Below are 15,852 nucleotides of genomic sequence, written 5' to 3'. Positions count from 1 at the left end.
TGTTTCTCCTACAACTGGACGAGCCTATGAAAGCCAAGGCTGATGTACCTTTCGTGCCGCTCAATATTGCGGTGCTGACAGTCAGTGACACCCGAACTCTCGAAACCGACACCTCAGGCCAGGTCTTCGTCGATCGCTTGACGGCGGCCGGCCACCGTTTGGCGGAGCGGGTTTTGCTTAAAGATGACCTCTACAAAATTCGCGCGCAAGTCGCCACCTGGATTGCCGACGATGTCGTGCAGGTCGTGCTGATCACCGGCGGTACCGGATTTACCGGTCGCGACAGCACGCCGGAAGCGGTTGCCTGCCTGCTGGATAAACAGGTCGACGGGTTTGGTGAGTTGTTCCGGCAGATTTCGGTAGCCGATATCGGCACCTCGACAGTTCAGTCCCGGGCGCTGGCCGGTCTGGCCAATGGCACGCTGGTGTGCTGTCTGCCAGGTTCGACCAATGCCGTACGCACCGGTTGGGATGGCATCCTGGGCGAGCAGTTGGACGCGCGTCATCGCCCGTGCAACTTCGTGACTCATTTGAAGCAGGCAGCGCCTTGTGAATCCCGTGGGTAAGCCGGGCAAGACCGGTGCGCTGATGCCGGTCGAGCTGGCGCTGGAGCGCCTGCTCGACATGGCCGAGGCGTCGCCGATTGTCGAGCATGAGTATTTGCCGCTGGCTCAGGTTCAGGGGCGTGTGCTGGGCGAAGACCTGATTTCGACGCTGGATCTGCCACCCTGGCCAAACAGCGCCATGGACGGTTATGCGCTGAATCTGGCCGACTGGACGGGCGAACCGATGCCGGTCAGTCAGAAGGTGTTTGCCGGGCAATCCCCCGAACCGCTGACGCCGGGTACCTGTGCACGGATCTTCACCGGGGCGCCGGTGCCCGCGGGCGCTGATTGCGTGGAAATGCAGGAAAACGCTGAGGTTCAAACCGATGAAACGGTGCGTTTCCTTGAGCCGATGAAGGCCGGGCAGAACATTCGCCCGCAAGGTCAGGAAACCACAGTCGGTGAACTGATTCTGCCCGCCGGAACCCGCTTGGGTCCGATAGAGCAGGGGCTGGCCGCATCGTTGGGCCGCGCCGGGTTGAAGGTCGTGCGCAAGGTTCGTGTCGCGGTGATTTCCACTGGCGATGAATTGGTCGAACCGGGCCAGGCCCTGGGGCCGGGACAGATATACAACAGCAATCGAGTGTTGCTGTGCAGTTGGCTGCAACGCCTGGGCTGTGAGGTCGTTGATGCCGGTATTATTCCGGACGATCTGGCCACGACCCGTGCGCGTCTGGGTGAGTTGCAGGATGTTGACCTGATTCTTTCCACCGGTGGCGTGTCGGTGGGTGAGGCGGATTTTTTGGGTATCGCATTGCGTGAAGAGGGCGAGCTTGCCCTTTGGAAGCTGGCGATCAAGCCTGGAAAACCGCTAACTTTTGGCCATTTCCGCAACGTGCCGGTCATTGGCTTGCCAGGCAATCCGGCGTCGACACTGGTGACCTTTGCGCTGCTCACTCGGCCTTATCTGTTACGCCGTCAGGGCGTTCGGGTCGTCGAACCGCTGAAGTTCACCGTGCCAGCAGGGTTTGACTGGCCGGTGGCAGGCAATCGGCGTGAGTACCTGCGAGGCCGCCTTGAGCAAGGACGGGCGACTGTCTACCGCAACCAGAGCTCAGGTGTACTGCGTAGCGCCGCGTGGGCAGATGGATTGGTTGAAGTGCTGGAAGGTCGCACGCTGAGCGTCGGAGACGAAGTGGTCTTCATCCCGCTGAGTGACTTGCTCGACTGATCACTATCTCGTAAATGCAGGCGTCGGCTGATTCAGGCGGCGCCTGCAATGACTGATTCAATTAATTGCTGATCAATGTCACAAGCTGATCGAATCGGCTATTGGCCACCCAGCCCAGCAAACCCAGCACTACCGCTGTTGCACCCGCCGAGTACGCAAGCCGGTGTTTGATCGTTCGGACATCACCGCGAATTTCGTCCATGTCCCGTCGAAGGTATTTGAGATGGGTTTCCAGCTCGGTAACACGGGGTTCCATATCAACTTCTCCAGTGGTTCTGGCGCTGTTTTTGAAATCGGACTTGTGATTCGCGCGACTTTCGACAAGGGGGCCAACCGGACTCACGGGTATTCTTGCTTCATGACCAGGCATGGAAGCATCCACCGATTGTTTCAACTGTTTGCTTGCAACCTTTTCCAGCTCTCGAACCGGCAAGAGCCCATGGGGTGTATCCACTCATTACATGCACGTCCTTGTGTGTTGGATTGAAAATCGATACCGCCAACACACGGTGACCCAATGCTCGAACCGGGTCAATTAAGCCGATTCCGCATGTTTTGTAAGAAAAAATACCGTCGTGTAGGACGTCGAGGCTCGGAACGCTGAATTAATTACGGGTTTGACGGCTTTTTTGCGTGCGCCAGTGGTCAAGATGTCTTAACCGATCGATTTGGGAGTGATGATATGAGTGAACGCCGGGCGCTGTTGATTCTGCATGGCAAGCAGGCACTCAACGAGGCGGTACGCACCGCCGTCGAGGACAAGCGCAAGCAAGGCTGGGAGCTGGCCGTGCGTCTGACCTGGGAGGCAGGGGACGCACAGCGCTGGGTAGAACAAGCCTTGGCCGACGGCTACACGAAAATCATTGCCGGGGGCGGCGATGGCACCTTGCGCGATATCGCCGAAGCGCTCGCCGCGCATCCTGGCAAAGCCAGCCTCGTACTCCTGCCTTTGGGCACTGCCAACGATTTTTCCCGTGCCGCCGGCGTACCGCTGGAGCCTGCCGAAGCCCTTGAGCTGCTCGATGTGCCACCGCGCGCCATCGATCTGGGTGAAGTGGGCGGGCAGATTTTTCTCAACATGGCCACCGGTGGTTTCGGCAGCCAGGTCACGGCCAATACCTCCGAGGACCTGAAAAAAGTACTTGGCGGTGCTGCTTATCTGTTCACTGGCTTGTCACGATTCAGCGAGCTGCATGCCGCTTACGGCGAACTTCAGGGGCCGGATTTTCACTGGCGTGGCGAGCTGTTGGCACTGGGTATCGGCAATGGCCGACAGGCCGGCGGTGGACACGTGTTGTGCCCGGAGGCGCTGGCCGATGATGGCTTGCTGGATATCAGCATTCTGCCGGCGCCCCAGGAGTTGGTGGGCACCTTGAAGACGCTGCTCAGCGATGGTTTCGGGATCGACAACATGTTTGTTCGCACCCGTCTGCCATGGGTCGAAATCAAGGTCGCCGAGGGGCTGTGCATCAATCTTGATGGTGAACCGCTCGAAGGTGACAGTATGCGATTCGAGGCGCGTCCGGCGGCGTTGCGCGTGCATTTGCCGGAACATTCTCCCTTGTTGAGCAGCGCCGGGCTGGTCAGTCGTCCAGGCTGATGATCTGCTCACGCACGGCGAAGAGCACCAGACCCGCCACGTCGTAGATTTGCAGACGCTTCATGATTTGTGAGCGGTGGGTCTCGACAGTCTTGATGCTCAGGCCCAGGCCATTGGCGATTTCCCGGGTGGATTTTCCGCGCACGATCAAGCGCAGGATTTCCAGTTGGCGCGCGGTCAGATTGTGCGAGTCGGCTGCCTCCGGCTGCTGCTTCTGATTACGGGTCAGGGCTTGATTGATGACGGTATGGGCGATCGCCGGGCTCAGGTAGCGCTCGTTGTTGCGCAGGGCTTCCAGTGCATGCTCAAGTTCTGTCGCTGTGGTGTCCTTGAGCAGGTAGCCGTGGGCGCCGGATTCCAGCGCCTGCATGATCAGCGCCGGATCGGTGTGCATCGACAGGATCAGCACCTTGCTCTGCGGGCGCACCCGCTTGAGCCGTTGCAGGGCTTCCAGGCCACCGGTTTCTTTCATGGAGATATCCAGCAACACGATATCCGGATTCAGTTGCTCGACCATTTCGAGCAGCTGCGAACCGTCATTGGCCTCGCCAATCACCGCGTAACCGGGAATATCCAGCACCAGAGCGCGCACGCCGGCCCTGATCAGCGAGTGGTCATCCACCAGAAGTAAGTTGCAAGTCAACGCATAACCTTATTCGTACTGGCCCGCTCGAGTGCGCGTGGCGCCCACGGGAAGAGTGCTTCGATTTGAGTGCCTTTGCCCGGTTCGCTGATGACGTTCAGGGTGCCACCCAGTTGCTCGATTCGTTCGGCCATCCCGGCCATGCCTCGTTGTCCTTCACGACCGGGGTTGGCCGCCGGGGCGAATCCCAGGCCGTCATCGCTGATCAGCAACGTCAGACCTTTGGGCAGACGTTGCACGCGTATCACCAGATTTTTTGCCTGTGCGTGACGCAGGATATTGGTAACAGCCTCTTGGGTAATACGAAAGGCGGCGACTGCCATTTCTTCCGGAATGCCATTGAGCCGCTGCTGGCAATCGAGGCTCCAGTGCACGTTAGTGTTGGCCAATGTCTTGAGCAGGTGCGCACGCAGGCTGGCTTCAAGTCCCAGGCTGGTCAACTGGCGTGGGTTGAGAATGGCTGAAACGTCGCGCACCTTGTTGAGGGTTTCTTCCAGGGTGTCGCACAACGCGGTGCATTGTTCCTGCAAGTCGTCGGGCATGCGCCGCTTGAGCCATTCGCTTTGCAGTTTGGCGGCCGTCAGCAGTTGGCCGATATCGTCATGCAGTTCGCGGCTGAGGCGATGGCGCTCGTTTTCCTGGACTTCCAGCAAGCGGTCAGCGAGTTCCTGCGGCTGAAACTTGATTGATTTGCGTGACAGTCGATATTGCACCCAGACGCACGCAGTAGCAGCGATCTCGAGCAGCAGCAATCCCAGGCAAAGTGGTGTTGAAAGAGCGTAGGTCAGCAGACTGCCGAGCGTGGCCGCGACACACAGTATGAGTGTGAACCGGCGAGCATTTTCGCGGGAGGGTGGCCATGTAGTGATTGACTTGAGGCTGGCGTACATAACGGATGGAGCCAATGGATGTTCGCTGCGGGCAGACCGGCCGGAGGCTGACGGGTCTCTGTCTGAAAATGCTGTCAATTATATTATTGATTTCAACGCGGTTCAGTAAACGTATTGGCCGCCAACTATCAGTGGATAGCGATCTCTGAAGTCACTGTGCCACTAATTTGAAAGCAACTAATGGGCGGCATAATACCACTTAAGATACCGTTGGTCGCGTTTGCTATATATGTCCATTGAGTCAGGAAATACGTGATATTGGACGCAAGTTCCATAATGGAAAAGTCGATTTATTGTGTTCGATAGATGTCGGTGTTGCCTGAAGTTGTGCTTGTTTGCACACAGGTAAACCCTGAGGCCGGCAAAAAATATCGGCGTCGGTCTTCAGTGATTATTTAGTTCGACTTGTCGCTGGCAGGTATGAACTATTCAATTGCGACCTTCAACGCGTGTGTCCCAAGTGCCTGTGCGGGTACCGAGTGCGGATCAGGCTTGTCCCGAGTAGGGCAGTTGGGGCAAACGTTTGCCCGTCCGGGGCGGCTGATGGCGGCTTTGGCTGACCTGGAAGGCGAATGCTTCGAGCAGCAAAGCCTGCTCACTTTCATCCAGACTCAGTTGCCCGGTCTGCTGATCGACCAGTTCAAGCTGCCAGGCCATCAATGTGAAGCAATCCTGCAAGGCTTGCAGGGCCTGTTCGTGAAGGTCGACGTGTTCCTGATTGAGGTTGAGCAGACTGTAAATGTGCAGGGAAAACTCGGAAATCGCCTCCAGCGCCAGGGCTTCAGCCCTGCGTGCGAGTTTCAGGAGAGTACTGAGCATGCACTCGATGGCGTCCTTGTCATTGCTGATCAATTGCAGATGGCTGAGGCATTCTTCGGACTTGGCCAGGAGTTGCTCGGCCTCGACAAGGAATTCGGGGAAGCGTTGTACCCACTCTTTGCGGTCCATTGGCATGCTTATCTCCACAACGTCATGTCTGATGAGGGAATGCCGTGTGTGGCGACGATCGTGAATCGTCGGGAGATCGCGCCCAGACGTGCAAGTGCACAGACTGAGGGGTTCCAGAGGGCTTGTTTCCACTGAACTGCGATCGCACACAATAGCCTGACTCCGTTCATGCAATGAGAATGGCGTCACATTAATGGCTATTGGATATTGCGAATATCAGGTTGGGCCTGATTGTTACTAGGGGAATCCCTTAGGCGCGGGAACCTACCGTGCAAACCGAGGTCGCGCCGCAGAGAATGTAGCAGATGAAAATCACCGGGCCAGTAAAGCATGATGTTAATGTGACATCAATGCCTGTTCATGGCATTTTTGATGGGGTCGGGTATGGCAATCAAGAACTGCGATTTGCCGCCGATAACCTCACATAGTGAATTCATCAGAACAAGCCCAGGAGTCATTGATGGCCGGCATTCTCGACACGGTAGACCAACGCACGCAACTGGTGGGTGAGAATCGCCTGGAAATTCTCATGTTTCGACTGGCCGGGCGGCAGTTGTTCGCAATCAACGTGTTCAAGGTTCAGGAAGTGCTGCAACTGCCGAAGCTGACCTTGATGCCGCAGCGTCACCCGTTTGTGTGCGGGGTGGTCAATCTGCGCGGTCAGACCTTGCCGGTCATTGACCTGTCGCAGGCGATCGGTATGCGTCCGTTGGTGCCGGGCCCCAACAGCACGATCATCGTCACCGAATACAACCGCTCGGTGCAGGCCTTCCTGGTGGGCGGTGTGGACCGTATCGTCAACATGAACTGGGAAGCCATTCTGCCGCCGCCGACCAGCGCCGGGCGTCAGCACTATCTGACCGCGATCAGCAAGGTCGACGATCAACTGGTGGAAATCATCGACGTCGAGAAAGTCCTCGCCGAAATCGTTCCGTATAACGCCAAGGTCTCGCGTGAAAAACTCGATGATCCGGTGCTCGAGCGCGCCCGTGGCCGTGAAGTGCTGTTGGTGGACGACTCCAACGTGGCACTCTCGCAATTGCGCGACACCCTCGGCCAGCTCGGGGTGAAAATGCACATTGCCAGCGATGGCCTGAAGGCGCTGAACATGCTCAAGGCCTGGGCCGATACCGGCGTGAACATGACCGACAAGCTGCTGATGATCTTCACCGATGCGGAAATGCCGGAGATGGACGGTTATCGCCTGACTACCGAAATTCGTAACGATCCGCGTCTGCGTGGCTTGTACGTGGTGCTGCATACCTCGCTGTCCGGTAGCTTCAACGACTCGATGGTGAAGAAGGTCGGCTGCGACAACTTCCTCTCCAAATTCCAGCCGGACAAACTGGTCGACGTCGTTCGCCAGCGCCTGATGCTCGACGAAGTCCCTGCCTGACCACACACCCATTTAGGAGTGAGCCTGCTCGCGATAGCGGTGTGTCAGCCCCGAATCATTACCTGACACACCGCTATCGCGAGCAGGCTCACTCCTACAGTTATTGCTCTTTGATTCCTGATCAAGCTCGTATAGGGTGGCGTTTTTACCCTCCAGGGAGCTGGCCATGCTGCGTCTGAGCGCGCTTTATCGTTACCCGTTGAAATCCGGCAAAGTCGATGTGCTGCAAAGTGTTGATCTCGACAAGCTGGGGCTTGATGGCGATCGACGCTGGATGCTCGTGGACGAGGCCAGCGGCCGCTTTCTGACCCAGCGCGCTGAAGCGAAGATGAGTCAGTTGTCGGCGCTATGGAATGCGCAGGGCGGTCTGACCCTTAGTGCGCCGCAACAGCCTCCCATCGAAATTGCCTTGCCGGGTAACGATGCCGAACTGCGTGGCGTGACGATCTGGCGTGACACCTTGCGCGTGCCGGATGCCGGTGATGAGGCGGCGCGCTGGGTCAGCGATTTCATCGGCAAGCCGACCCGGCTGGTGCAGGTGCCGCTGGATCGCGCCCGGACCACCCAGGCTGGCTTCGGCAAGGATGACGATCAGGTCGCGTTCGCTGACGGATTTCCGCTGTTGTTGATCGGCGAGGCCTCTTTGCAGGACCTTTCGCAACAGGTCGGACGACCATTGGAAATGCTGCGTTTTCGGCCGAACCTGGTGATCGAAGGCAGTGAGGCTTATGCCGAAGACCGTTGGAAGCGCATTCGCATTGGCGATGTCGAATTCCGCGTGGTCAAGCCGTGTTCGCGTTGCATCCTCACCACCATCGACCCGCAAACCGGTGAGCGCAGTGCCGATCGCGAGCCTCTGGCTACCTTGCAGAAATACCGCGCCGAAGCCGATGGTGCGATGTTCGGCCAGAATCTGGTCAACGACAACAATGGCCGACTCGAAGTCGGCATGCCGGTGGAGATTCTCGAATAATCCGTCTCTGAAACGAAAATGCCCGTGTCCTTGGACACGGGCATTTTTTTATCGCAGTGAAAGCCGTGGGTTTAGCCGCGGTACTCGCACAGGTAAGCGGTGTCGACCGCAACTTTCAGCTGGAACTTGCTGTTGGCCGGGACGTTGAACTGGCTGCCGGCGGCGAAGGTTTCCCAGTCGCTGCTGTCGGGCAGTTTGACGGTCAGTGCGCCGGAAACCACATGCATGATTTCACGCTGAGCGGTGCCGAATTCGTATTCGCCCGGGGCCATGACGCCGATGGTCGCCGGACCTTCAGCAGTGCCAAAGGCGATCGACTTGACGGTGCCGTCGAAGTACTCGTTGACTTTAAACATGGGCGATTCCTCGAAAAGGGTTAGAAATTGGAGGCGGCCAGTATGCACAAGGCTTTTCGCGCCGTCACCTGCCCGGCGTCTGTCCGGTGAGTTCTCGAATTGACCCTAGAGTGGCAACACCAGTGGCAACAACCGCGCGGTGTTGCGCGCATCTTCCAGTGCCCGATGCTGCTGGCCGCTGAACTGCATGCCGGCCAATTGCAGCGCACCGTTGAGGCCTAATGGACGCTCCAGGCGCCGAGCCTTGGCGAAGCGTTGTTTGAGATTCATGTGCGGCACCTTGCTCAAGCCACTGTCGATTTGCAGACGCTGCCATTCCTGCAACAACTGCTTGCGGTCGTAATCGCCCCAACTGGCCCAGCCTTCAAGGCGTGTCTGATGTTGCGCGAGCCAGTGTTCGAACGCCCGCCAGACTTCGGTCAGCACTTGCGCCGAGTCGATATTGGCCTGAGTGATGTGCGTGAGTTCACGACAAAAAGGCGTGAGCAACGGCCGTCGCGTCGGTTTGACGAAACGCTGGAAGTGATCCTGCTCGCGCCCGGCGCGATCGACCAGGGTGGCGCCGATCTCGATAATTTCCATTTCGGTGACTGGCCAGCCGCCCTCATCGGTGGTGGCTTCCAGATCTATGACCAGCCAGTGAGGCATCGCAGGGTTCCTGATTTCCGCGTTCTGATAACTCAGAGCGTAGTCAAAACCCGCACGGGCGTGTGGGCGACTACTCGACCTGTAACAGAACCTGACGATTTTTTACCTGATCGCCGACCTTGACCTGCACCCGCTTGAGCACGCCGTCGATGCCGGCCTTGAGCGGGTGCTCCATTTTCATTGCCTCCAGCACCACCAGCAACTGACCTTTGCTGACCGGACTGCCTTCGCTGACCAGTACGTCGACGATGGCACCGTCCATGGGTGCTTTCAGGGTGCCGGAGCTAACGCTGGTCTGACTGTCGATCACGGCGTGAGTTCGATCCTCAAGGCGCAGACTGCCGGGATGGCAGAACAACCAGAGTTGCTCGTCATTCAGGCGGTAGGTGTGGCGCTGACGAAGGCCGTCAACTTCCAGCGTGACCGACTGGGCATCGTGGTCGATAAGTTTCAATTCAAGTGTGCGTTCGGCTATCTGCACTTTGAATGCTCCGTGCGCTTGCGCGAGCAGTTGCACTGTCCAGTTCTGATCGTCGAGACCGAGCCGATAATTCAACGGCACGCCGGCGTTATTGCGCCAGCCGGTGAGTGGCGCGCGGTGGCAGAGAGCGCCGGTCTGATAGAAAAGTACCGCAGCAATCGCCAGGTCCTCGGCGTCGGGAGCATAACGGTGCAGGCAGGGCTGATCGCTGAAGTGGCGGGCAATCAAGGCAGTACTGAAGTCGCCGCTGATGAACTGCGGGTGTTGCAACAGACTGACGAGCAGGCGCTGATTGCTCTGTACACCCAATAGCACCGTGTCCTGTACCGCGCGCAACAGTTTGCGTCGGGCTTCCTCGCGAGTCGCACCCCAGGCGATCAGCTTACCGAGCATCGGGTCGTAGAACGGGCTGACCGATTGCCCTTCAAGCAAACCATGGTCGATTCGCGTACCGTGCTGCAGCGCCGGTTCCCAGGCTTGCACTCGGCCGGTTTGCGGGAGGAAGTCTTGCGCGGGATCTTCGGCGTAGAGCCGCACCTCCATGGCATGTCCGTTGAGCTGAACCTGATCCTGGGTCAGCGGCAACGGCTGCCCTTCGGCAACGAGCAATTGCCATGCGACCAGATCCAGCCCGGTAATCAGTTCAGTTACCGGGTGCTCGACTTGCAGGCGCGTATTCATCTCCAGAAAGTAGAACTGGCCGCGTGTGTCGAGCAGAAACTCAACGGTGCCAGCGCCGACATAGTTCACTGCGCGCCCGGCTTTCAATGCCGCTTCACCCATGGCCTGACGCAACTCGGCGGTCATCACCGGGCAGGGCGCTTCTTCGATGACTTTCTGGTGGCGACGCTGAATTGAGCAGTCACGTTCGCCCAGGTAGATCAGGTTGCCGTGCTGATCGCCGAACAGCTGCACTTCGACATGCCGCGGTTCGATCAGCGCCTGTTCAAGGATCAATTCGTCGCTGCCGAAAGCGTTCAATGCTTCGGAGCGCGCGGTGCGCAATTGCGCTGGCAAATCAGCCGCGTTGTGCAGCAGACGCATGCCGCGCCCGCCACCGCCGGCACTGGCCTTGATCATCAGTGGGTAGCCGATGCGTTCGGCCTCGCGCAGCAACGTTGCGTCGTCCTGTTCAGCACCCTGATAACCGGCGATGCACGGCACGCCGGCTTCGAGCATGGCGATTTTTGACTGGCGTTTGCTGCCCATCAATTCGATGGCTTCGACGCTGGGGCCGATGAAGATCAGCCCGGCCTGTTCACAGGCACGGGCGAATTCGGCGTTTTCCGAAAGAAAGCCGTAGCCGGGATGGATCGCGTCAGCACCGCTGCGGCGAGCGGCGTCGAGGATCGCAGGGATGTTGAGGTATGACTGTTGAACGGGGGGCGGACCAATGCGAACGGCTTGGTCAGCCATCTGAACGTGCAGGGCATCGGCGTCGGCATCACTGAAGACGGCGACGGTGCGATAGCCCAAGGCTTGGGCGGTGCGCTGGATGCGGCAGGCGATTTCACCGCGGTTGGCGATCAGGATTTTGTGGATGGCGGGCATGGTGATCTTCCTGAGTATTTTGCGGTGAAAGTGATGGCCTCATCGCGAGCAGGCTCACTCCTACATTTGGAATGCATTTCCCCTGTAGAGTGAGCCTGCTCGCGATGCTTTTAAGTGGCCCACCGAGGTTTACGCTTCTGCACAAAAGCCATGGTTCCCTCCACACCTTCATCGCCAGTCACTGCCTCGCTAAACCACTGCGCCGCCTCATCAAGCAGTTCACTCGAAGGCTGACCGGCACTCGCCAACAACAATTTCTTGGTCATGGCATTCGCCTCCGGCGCGCAACACAGCACATGTTGCAACACCTCATCCAGCCGCTCGGCCAGCGCTTGGGCATCCTGCTCGACGAAATGCACCAGCCCCAGACGGCGTGCCTGATGGCCATCGAAACGTGCGGCGGTCAGTGCCAGTCGACGGGTTTCGGTGAGGCCGATGCGCTGCACCACAAACGGCGCAATCTGCGCCGGCAGTAAGCCGAGGCTGGTTTCCGGCAGGCCGAATTGCGCCTGATGATCGGCAATCGCGATGTCGCTGACACAGGCCAGACCGAAACCACCGCCGAGCACAGCGCCTTGCAGCACGGTGATCAGCACTTGCGGCGTGTGCTGTGCTTCCTCCAGCAGGGCGCCGAACGCCCGGTTCAGAACGCGATAAGCCTCGGTGCCTTGAGCACGAGCGCTGGCCATGTCCTTGATATCGCCACCGGCACAGAAATGCCCGCCGGCACCGCTGAGCACCAACGCCCGAACAGCGCGGTCATCACGCACAGCCGCCAGCACCGTGCGCAGTTCGCTGACCATCTGCAGGCTCATCGCATTTCGACTGTCCGGCCGATGGAGGGTGATGTGCAGCACGCCGCCATGCAGTTCCAGCAACAGCGTCTGACATTGCGGCAGGCTGCTCATTTCTTTTTCCCCGGGAGGATGCCCATCAGTTTGCAGATAATCCCCAACATGATCTCGTCGGCGCCGCCGCCAATCGATACCAGCCGGACATCGCGGTAGGCGCGGGCCACCGGGTTGTCCCACATGAAACCCATGCCGCCCCAATATTGCAGGCAGCTGTCGCTGACTTCGCGGCCGAGGCGCCCGGCCTTGAGCTTGGCCATCGACGCCAGCCGCGTGACGTCCTGGCCTTTCACGTACTGCTCGGTGGCTTGATAGACCAGCGCGCGCAGGCATTCGATTTCGGTCTGCAATTCGGCGAGGCGGAAGTGGATGACCTGATTGTCGATCAGTGCATTGCCGAAGGTCTTGCGCTCTTTGCAGTACTCGATGGTGCTGTCGACGCAATATTCCAGCCCCTTGATCATGTTTGCCGCGCCGAACAGGCGTTCTTCCTGAAACTGCAGCATCTGCATCATGAACCCGGCGCCTTCATGGCCGATGCGATTGCGCTGTGGCACGCGCACGTTGTCGAAAAACACCTGGGCGGTTTCCGAGCTGCGCATGCCGAGCTTGTCCAGGTGCGAGCTGAGGCTGATCCCCGGCGTGTTCATCGGCACCATGATCAGCGATTTGTTGATGTGTGGTTTGTCGTCCGAGGTGTTGGCCAGCAGGCAGATGAAATCGGCGCGCGGCGAGTTGGTGATCCACATCTTGCTGCCGTTGATCAAATAGTCGTCGCCGTCCTTGCGCGCGGTGGTTTTCAGCCCGGCGACGTCGGAGCCTGCACCGACTTCAGAGACGCCGATGCAACCAACCTGCTCGCCAGTGATCGCCGGGCGCAGGAACTCTTCGCGCAATTCATCGGAGCCGAAACGGGCGAGGGCAGGCGTACACATGTCGGTCTGCACGCCGATCGACATCGGAATGCCGCCGCAATGAATGGTGCCGAACTCTTCGGCGGCGACAATCGAATAGCTGTAATCGAGACCCATGCCGCCGAATTTTTCCGGTTTGGATATACCGAGCAAACCGAGGTCGCCGGCCTTGCGGAAAATCTCGTGGATCGGGAAGCGTCCGGCTTTTTCCCATTCGTCGACGTGCGGATTGATCTCGTGCTCGACAAATTGGCGGACGGTACGGCGCAGGGCTTCGTGTTCCGGGGTGAAGATCATTGTTATTGTTCTCCGTAGGGTCCGTGGCGGTCAGAACCGGCTGACGCCGAAGCTATTGGGTTGCAGCTTGCGAATGTCGGCTTCGTGGCAAATGTCCAGCAAGTAGCCGAGCAGCGTGCGCGTATCGCGTGGATCGATCAGCCCGTCGTCCCACAGATTGGCGCTGCCGTAGAGCGCGGTGGACTGGCTGTCGAGTTTCTGCGCGGTGACCTGTTCGAGCATGTCGAGCATCTTCGGGTCCGGCGTCAGGCCGTCCTTAAGTTGTTTGGCTTCGGTGACGATGCGCAATACCTTGCCGGCCTGCGCACCGCCCATGACCGCCGTGCGACTGTTGGGCCAAGCGAAGATGAAGCGCGGATCGAGACCGCGTCCGCACATCGCATAGTTACCGGCCCCGTACGAGCCGCCGACGACGATGGTCAGTTTAGGCACCCGCGCGTTGGCCACCGCTTGAATCAGTTTCGAGCCGTGTTTGATCACGCCTTGCTGTTCCGATTCGGTGCCGACCATGAAACCGGTGGTGTTGTGAAAGAACAGCAACGGCGTCTGGCTCTGGTCGCACAACTGAATGAACTGCGCCGCTTTGCTCGCACCGTTCGGCGTGATCGGGCCGTTGTTGCCGATAAACCCGCAGGCGCGGCCCTGAATCTTCAACTGGCCGCAAACAGTTTGCTGATCGAACTCGCCCTTGAATTCCAGAAAGCAGGATTCGTCGGCGATGCGCGCGATGATTTCCCGCACGTCGTAAGGTTTTTTCGGATCGTCGGGGATCAGCCCGAGCAATTCATCGATGGGGTAGAGCGGCTCTTTGTATTGCGGCTCCGGCAACCACGGCAGTTGCTCGTTCCACGGCAACATACGGAGGATTTCACGGACCTGACGCACGCCATCGGCATCGTTTTCAGCGAGGTATTCAGCCGTGCCGGCGACTTGCGCATGCATCTCGGCGCCACCGAGTTCTTCATCGGTGGCAACTTCGCCGGTGGCCGCTTTGAGCAGTGGCGGACCGGCGAGGAACAGCTTGGCCTTGCCGCGCACCACCACCACGTAATCCGACAGCCCCGGCTGATAAGCACCACCTGCCGTGGCCGAACCATGCACCACGGTAATCTGCGGCAAACCCATTGCCGACATCCGCGCCTGATTGGCAAAACTGCGCGCGCCTTCGACAAAAATCTCGGCGGCGTAATTGAGGTTGGCGCCGCCACTTTCGGCAAGGGTGATCACCGGGAGTTTGTTTTCCTGGGCGATCTGTTGCAGACGCAGGGATTTTTTCAGGCCAGTGGGCGAGATCGTCCCGCCCTTGATTGCGCTGTTGTTCGCCACCACCATCGCGCGAATGCCGCAGACGTAACCGATACCGGCGATCAGTCCGCCACCGGCGGAACTGCCGTCCTTGTCGTCGTGCAACTTGTAGCCGGCGAGGCTGGCCAGTTCGAGAAACGGCGCGCCGGGATCGAGCAACAGATTCAAGCGCTCACGGGGCAGCAGTTGCCCGCGCTTGTCGAACCTGGCTTTGGCTTCGGTGGCCTTGTTCAGCAGGCTCTGTTCGAGTTGCTGCACGTGTTCGATCACCGCGAGCATGGCCGTGCGGTTGCGGGCAAACGCTTCGCTGTGCGGGTCGAGTCGGGACTGGATCTGCGGCATGGCTTACTCCTTGTCCTTCAGCACATCGGGTAAATACGCGCGGTGGAAACCGTTGAACGACTCGCTGTGGGTCGCCTTGTGCAACGGCCATGCACGGCTGCCGAGGCTGGCCGCGCCGTCGATTTTCAAGGTGCTGCCACTGATAAATGCGGCGGCCGGGCTCAGCAAAAAAACAATCGCCGCACTGACTTCCGACTCGGTACCGATACGCTTGAGCGGCACGTGTTCGCGCAGGGTCGGAATCACCGCTTTGAATGCGCCTTCGTAAGTGTCCATGCCGCTGGAGGCAATCCAGCCCGGCGCCACCGCGTTGACCCGCACGCCGGCATAACCCCATTCGAACGCGGCAGTCTTGGTGAAGTTGTCCATGCCCGACCGCGCCGCGCCAGAGTGACCCATGCCGGGCATGCCGCCCCACATGTCGGCGAGCATGTTGACGATGTTGCCGCCGTGTTTGCTCATCGACTGGTTGAACACTTCCCGCGCCATCAGAAAACCGCCGACGAGGTTGGTGCGCAGCACGGTTTCGAAACCTTTCTGATTGATCGAGGCCAAGGGCGACGGGTACTGGCCGCCGGCATTGTTGACCAGACTGTGGATCGGTCCGTGTTCAGCAATCAATTCGCTGACCAGTTGTTTTACCGCTTCTTCATCGCGGATATCGCAAGCCTTCCAGTGCGCGCGGCCACCGTCCTCGGCGATTTCGTCGGTGACCTTTTGCAGCTTCTCCGGCTTGCGCCCGACCAGCAGCACCTTGGCACCAAGGGCCGCCAGTTCATGGGCGGTGCAGCGACCGATGCCACTGCCGCCACCGGTGACGATGATGGTCTGGCCGCTGAACAGACCAGCGTGGAAAATCGACGCGTAAGCCATGCAAACAA

The 15,852-nt window shown here is 59.1% G+C and carries 16 protein-coding genes; 5 read left to right on the top strand and 11 right to left on the bottom strand.

Going from position 1 to position 15,852, the window contains the following annotated elements:
* Window positions 1-26: 26 nt before the first annotated feature.
* Together moaB and H8F23_RS08030 are read left to right on the top strand one after the other, a co-directional pair.
* Entirely contained in the window at window positions 27-566 is a 540-nt protein-coding gene (moaB, locus tag H8F23_RS08035; RefSeq protein WP_093435105.1) for a molybdenum cofactor biosynthesis protein B, read from the top strand.
* A complete protein-coding gene (locus H8F23_RS08030) occupies window positions 550-1,776 on the top strand; it encodes a molybdopterin molybdotransferase MoeA (RefSeq protein WP_194933980.1) in 1,227 nt (408 codons plus the stop codon). The genes moaB and H8F23_RS08030 overlap by 17 nt, the downstream gene beginning before the upstream one ends.
* Before the next feature lie 61 nt (window positions 1,777-1,837).
* Here the strand turns inward: H8F23_RS08030 and H8F23_RS08025 are convergent, their stop codons facing one another.
* The gene (locus H8F23_RS08025; RefSeq protein WP_194934170.1) at window positions 1,838-2,146 is read right to left on the bottom strand and encodes a hypothetical protein; all 309 of its coding nucleotides are present in this window, start codon (window positions 2,144-2,146) and stop codon (window positions 1,838-1,840) included.
* Between the two features lie 312 nt (window positions 2,147-2,458).
* On the opposite strand from H8F23_RS08025, the gene yegS reads away from it, so the two are divergent.
* Window positions 2,459-3,376, top strand: a complete 918-nt coding sequence (gene yegS / locus H8F23_RS08020; protein ID WP_093435097.1) for a lipid kinase YegS — start codon at window positions 2,459-2,461, stop codon at window positions 3,374-3,376.
* On the opposite strand, the gene H8F23_RS08015 is transcribed toward yegS, so the two are convergent.
* The 3 genes from H8F23_RS08015 to H8F23_RS08005 all read right to left on the bottom strand — a co-directional run bounded on the left by H8F23_RS08015 (window position 3,360) and on the right by H8F23_RS08005 (window position 5,863).
* Window positions 3,360-4,019: a response regulator gene (locus H8F23_RS08015; RefSeq protein WP_093435094.1), complete on the bottom strand. Its 660-nt coding sequence runs from the start codon at window positions 4,017-4,019 to the stop codon at window positions 3,360-3,362. The two genes, yegS and H8F23_RS08015, sit on opposite strands and share 17 nt — an antisense overlap.
* The gene (locus H8F23_RS08010; protein ID WP_095048436.1) at window positions 4,016-4,909 is read right to left on the bottom strand and encodes a sensor histidine kinase; all 894 of its coding nucleotides are present in this window, start codon (window positions 4,907-4,909) and stop codon (window positions 4,016-4,018) included. The genes H8F23_RS08015 and H8F23_RS08010 overlap by 4 nt, the downstream gene beginning before the upstream one ends.
* Window positions 4,910-5,395: 486 nt before the next feature.
* Window positions 5,396-5,863 carry a hypothetical protein gene (locus tag H8F23_RS08005; RefSeq protein ID WP_095048435.1) on the bottom strand — a complete coding sequence of 156 codons (468 nt, stop codon included), beginning with the start codon at window positions 5,861-5,863 and terminating at the stop codon, window positions 5,396-5,398.
* Between the two features lie 454 nt (window positions 5,864-6,317).
* Here H8F23_RS08005 and H8F23_RS08000 point away from each other — a divergent pair, with 454 nt between their 5' ends.
* Window positions 6,318-7,253, top strand: coding sequence for a chemotaxis protein CheV (locus H8F23_RS08000; RefSeq protein ID WP_064391361.1), 936 nt, complete (start codon window positions 6,318-6,320; stop codon window positions 7,251-7,253).
* A gap of 166 nt (window positions 7,254-7,419) precedes the next feature.
* Window positions 7,420-8,226 (top strand): MOSC domain-containing protein, encoded by an 807-nt coding sequence (locus tag H8F23_RS07995; RefSeq protein WP_194933979.1) that lies wholly within the window; start codon window positions 7,420-7,422, stop codon window positions 8,224-8,226.
* A gap of 71 nt (window positions 8,227-8,297) precedes the next feature.
* Here the strand turns inward: H8F23_RS07995 and ppnP are convergent, their stop codons facing one another.
* The 7 genes from ppnP to H8F23_RS07960 form a co-directional block, all read right to left on the bottom strand.
* A complete protein-coding gene (gene ppnP / locus H8F23_RS07990; protein ID WP_003226701.1) occupies window positions 8,298-8,582 on the bottom strand; it encodes a pyrimidine/purine nucleoside phosphorylase in 285 nt (94 codons plus the stop codon).
* A gap of 105 nt (window positions 8,583-8,687) precedes the next feature.
* Window positions 8,688-9,230, bottom strand: a complete 543-nt coding sequence (locus H8F23_RS07985) for an exonuclease domain-containing protein (protein ID WP_194933978.1) — start codon at window positions 9,228-9,230, stop codon at window positions 8,688-8,690.
* 70 nt (window positions 9,231-9,300) lie between these two features.
* On the bottom strand, window positions 9,301-11,262 hold the full coding sequence (locus tag H8F23_RS07980) for an acetyl/propionyl/methylcrotonyl-CoA carboxylase subunit alpha (protein ID WP_194933977.1): 1,962 nt from the start codon (window positions 11,260-11,262) through the stop codon (window positions 9,301-9,303).
* A gap of 110 nt (window positions 11,263-11,372) precedes the next feature.
* Window positions 11,373-12,170, bottom strand: a complete 798-nt coding sequence (locus H8F23_RS07975; protein ID WP_194933976.1) for an enoyl-CoA hydratase/isomerase family protein — start codon at window positions 12,168-12,170, stop codon at window positions 11,373-11,375.
* Window positions 12,167-13,324 (bottom strand): citronellyl-CoA dehydrogenase, encoded by a 1,158-nt coding sequence (gene atuD / locus H8F23_RS07970; RefSeq protein WP_194933975.1) that lies wholly within the window; start codon window positions 13,322-13,324, stop codon window positions 12,167-12,169. The genes H8F23_RS07975 and atuD overlap by 4 nt, the downstream gene beginning before the upstream one ends.
* 30 nt (window positions 13,325-13,354) lie before the next feature.
* Window positions 13,355-14,971, bottom strand: a complete 1,617-nt coding sequence (gene atuC, locus H8F23_RS07965; protein ID WP_194933974.1) for a geranyl-CoA carboxylase subunit beta — start codon at window positions 14,969-14,971, stop codon at window positions 13,355-13,357.
* Window positions 14,972-14,974: 3 nt separating this feature from the next.
* Window positions 14,975-15,844 (bottom strand): SDR family oxidoreductase, encoded by an 870-nt coding sequence (locus H8F23_RS07960; RefSeq protein ID WP_194933973.1) that lies wholly within the window; start codon window positions 15,842-15,844, stop codon window positions 14,975-14,977.
* Window positions 15,845-15,852 lie beyond the last annotated feature (8 nt).

Origin of the sequence: Pseudomonas neuropathica (assembly GCF_015461835.1) — a bacterium.
Classification (GTDB): domain Bacteria; phylum Pseudomonadota; class Gammaproteobacteria; order Pseudomonadales; family Pseudomonadaceae; genus Aquipseudomonas; species Aquipseudomonas neuropathica.
The sequence above is the reverse complement of the archived record's forward strand: the minus strand, read 5'-3'. Positions and strand labels throughout refer to the sequence as shown.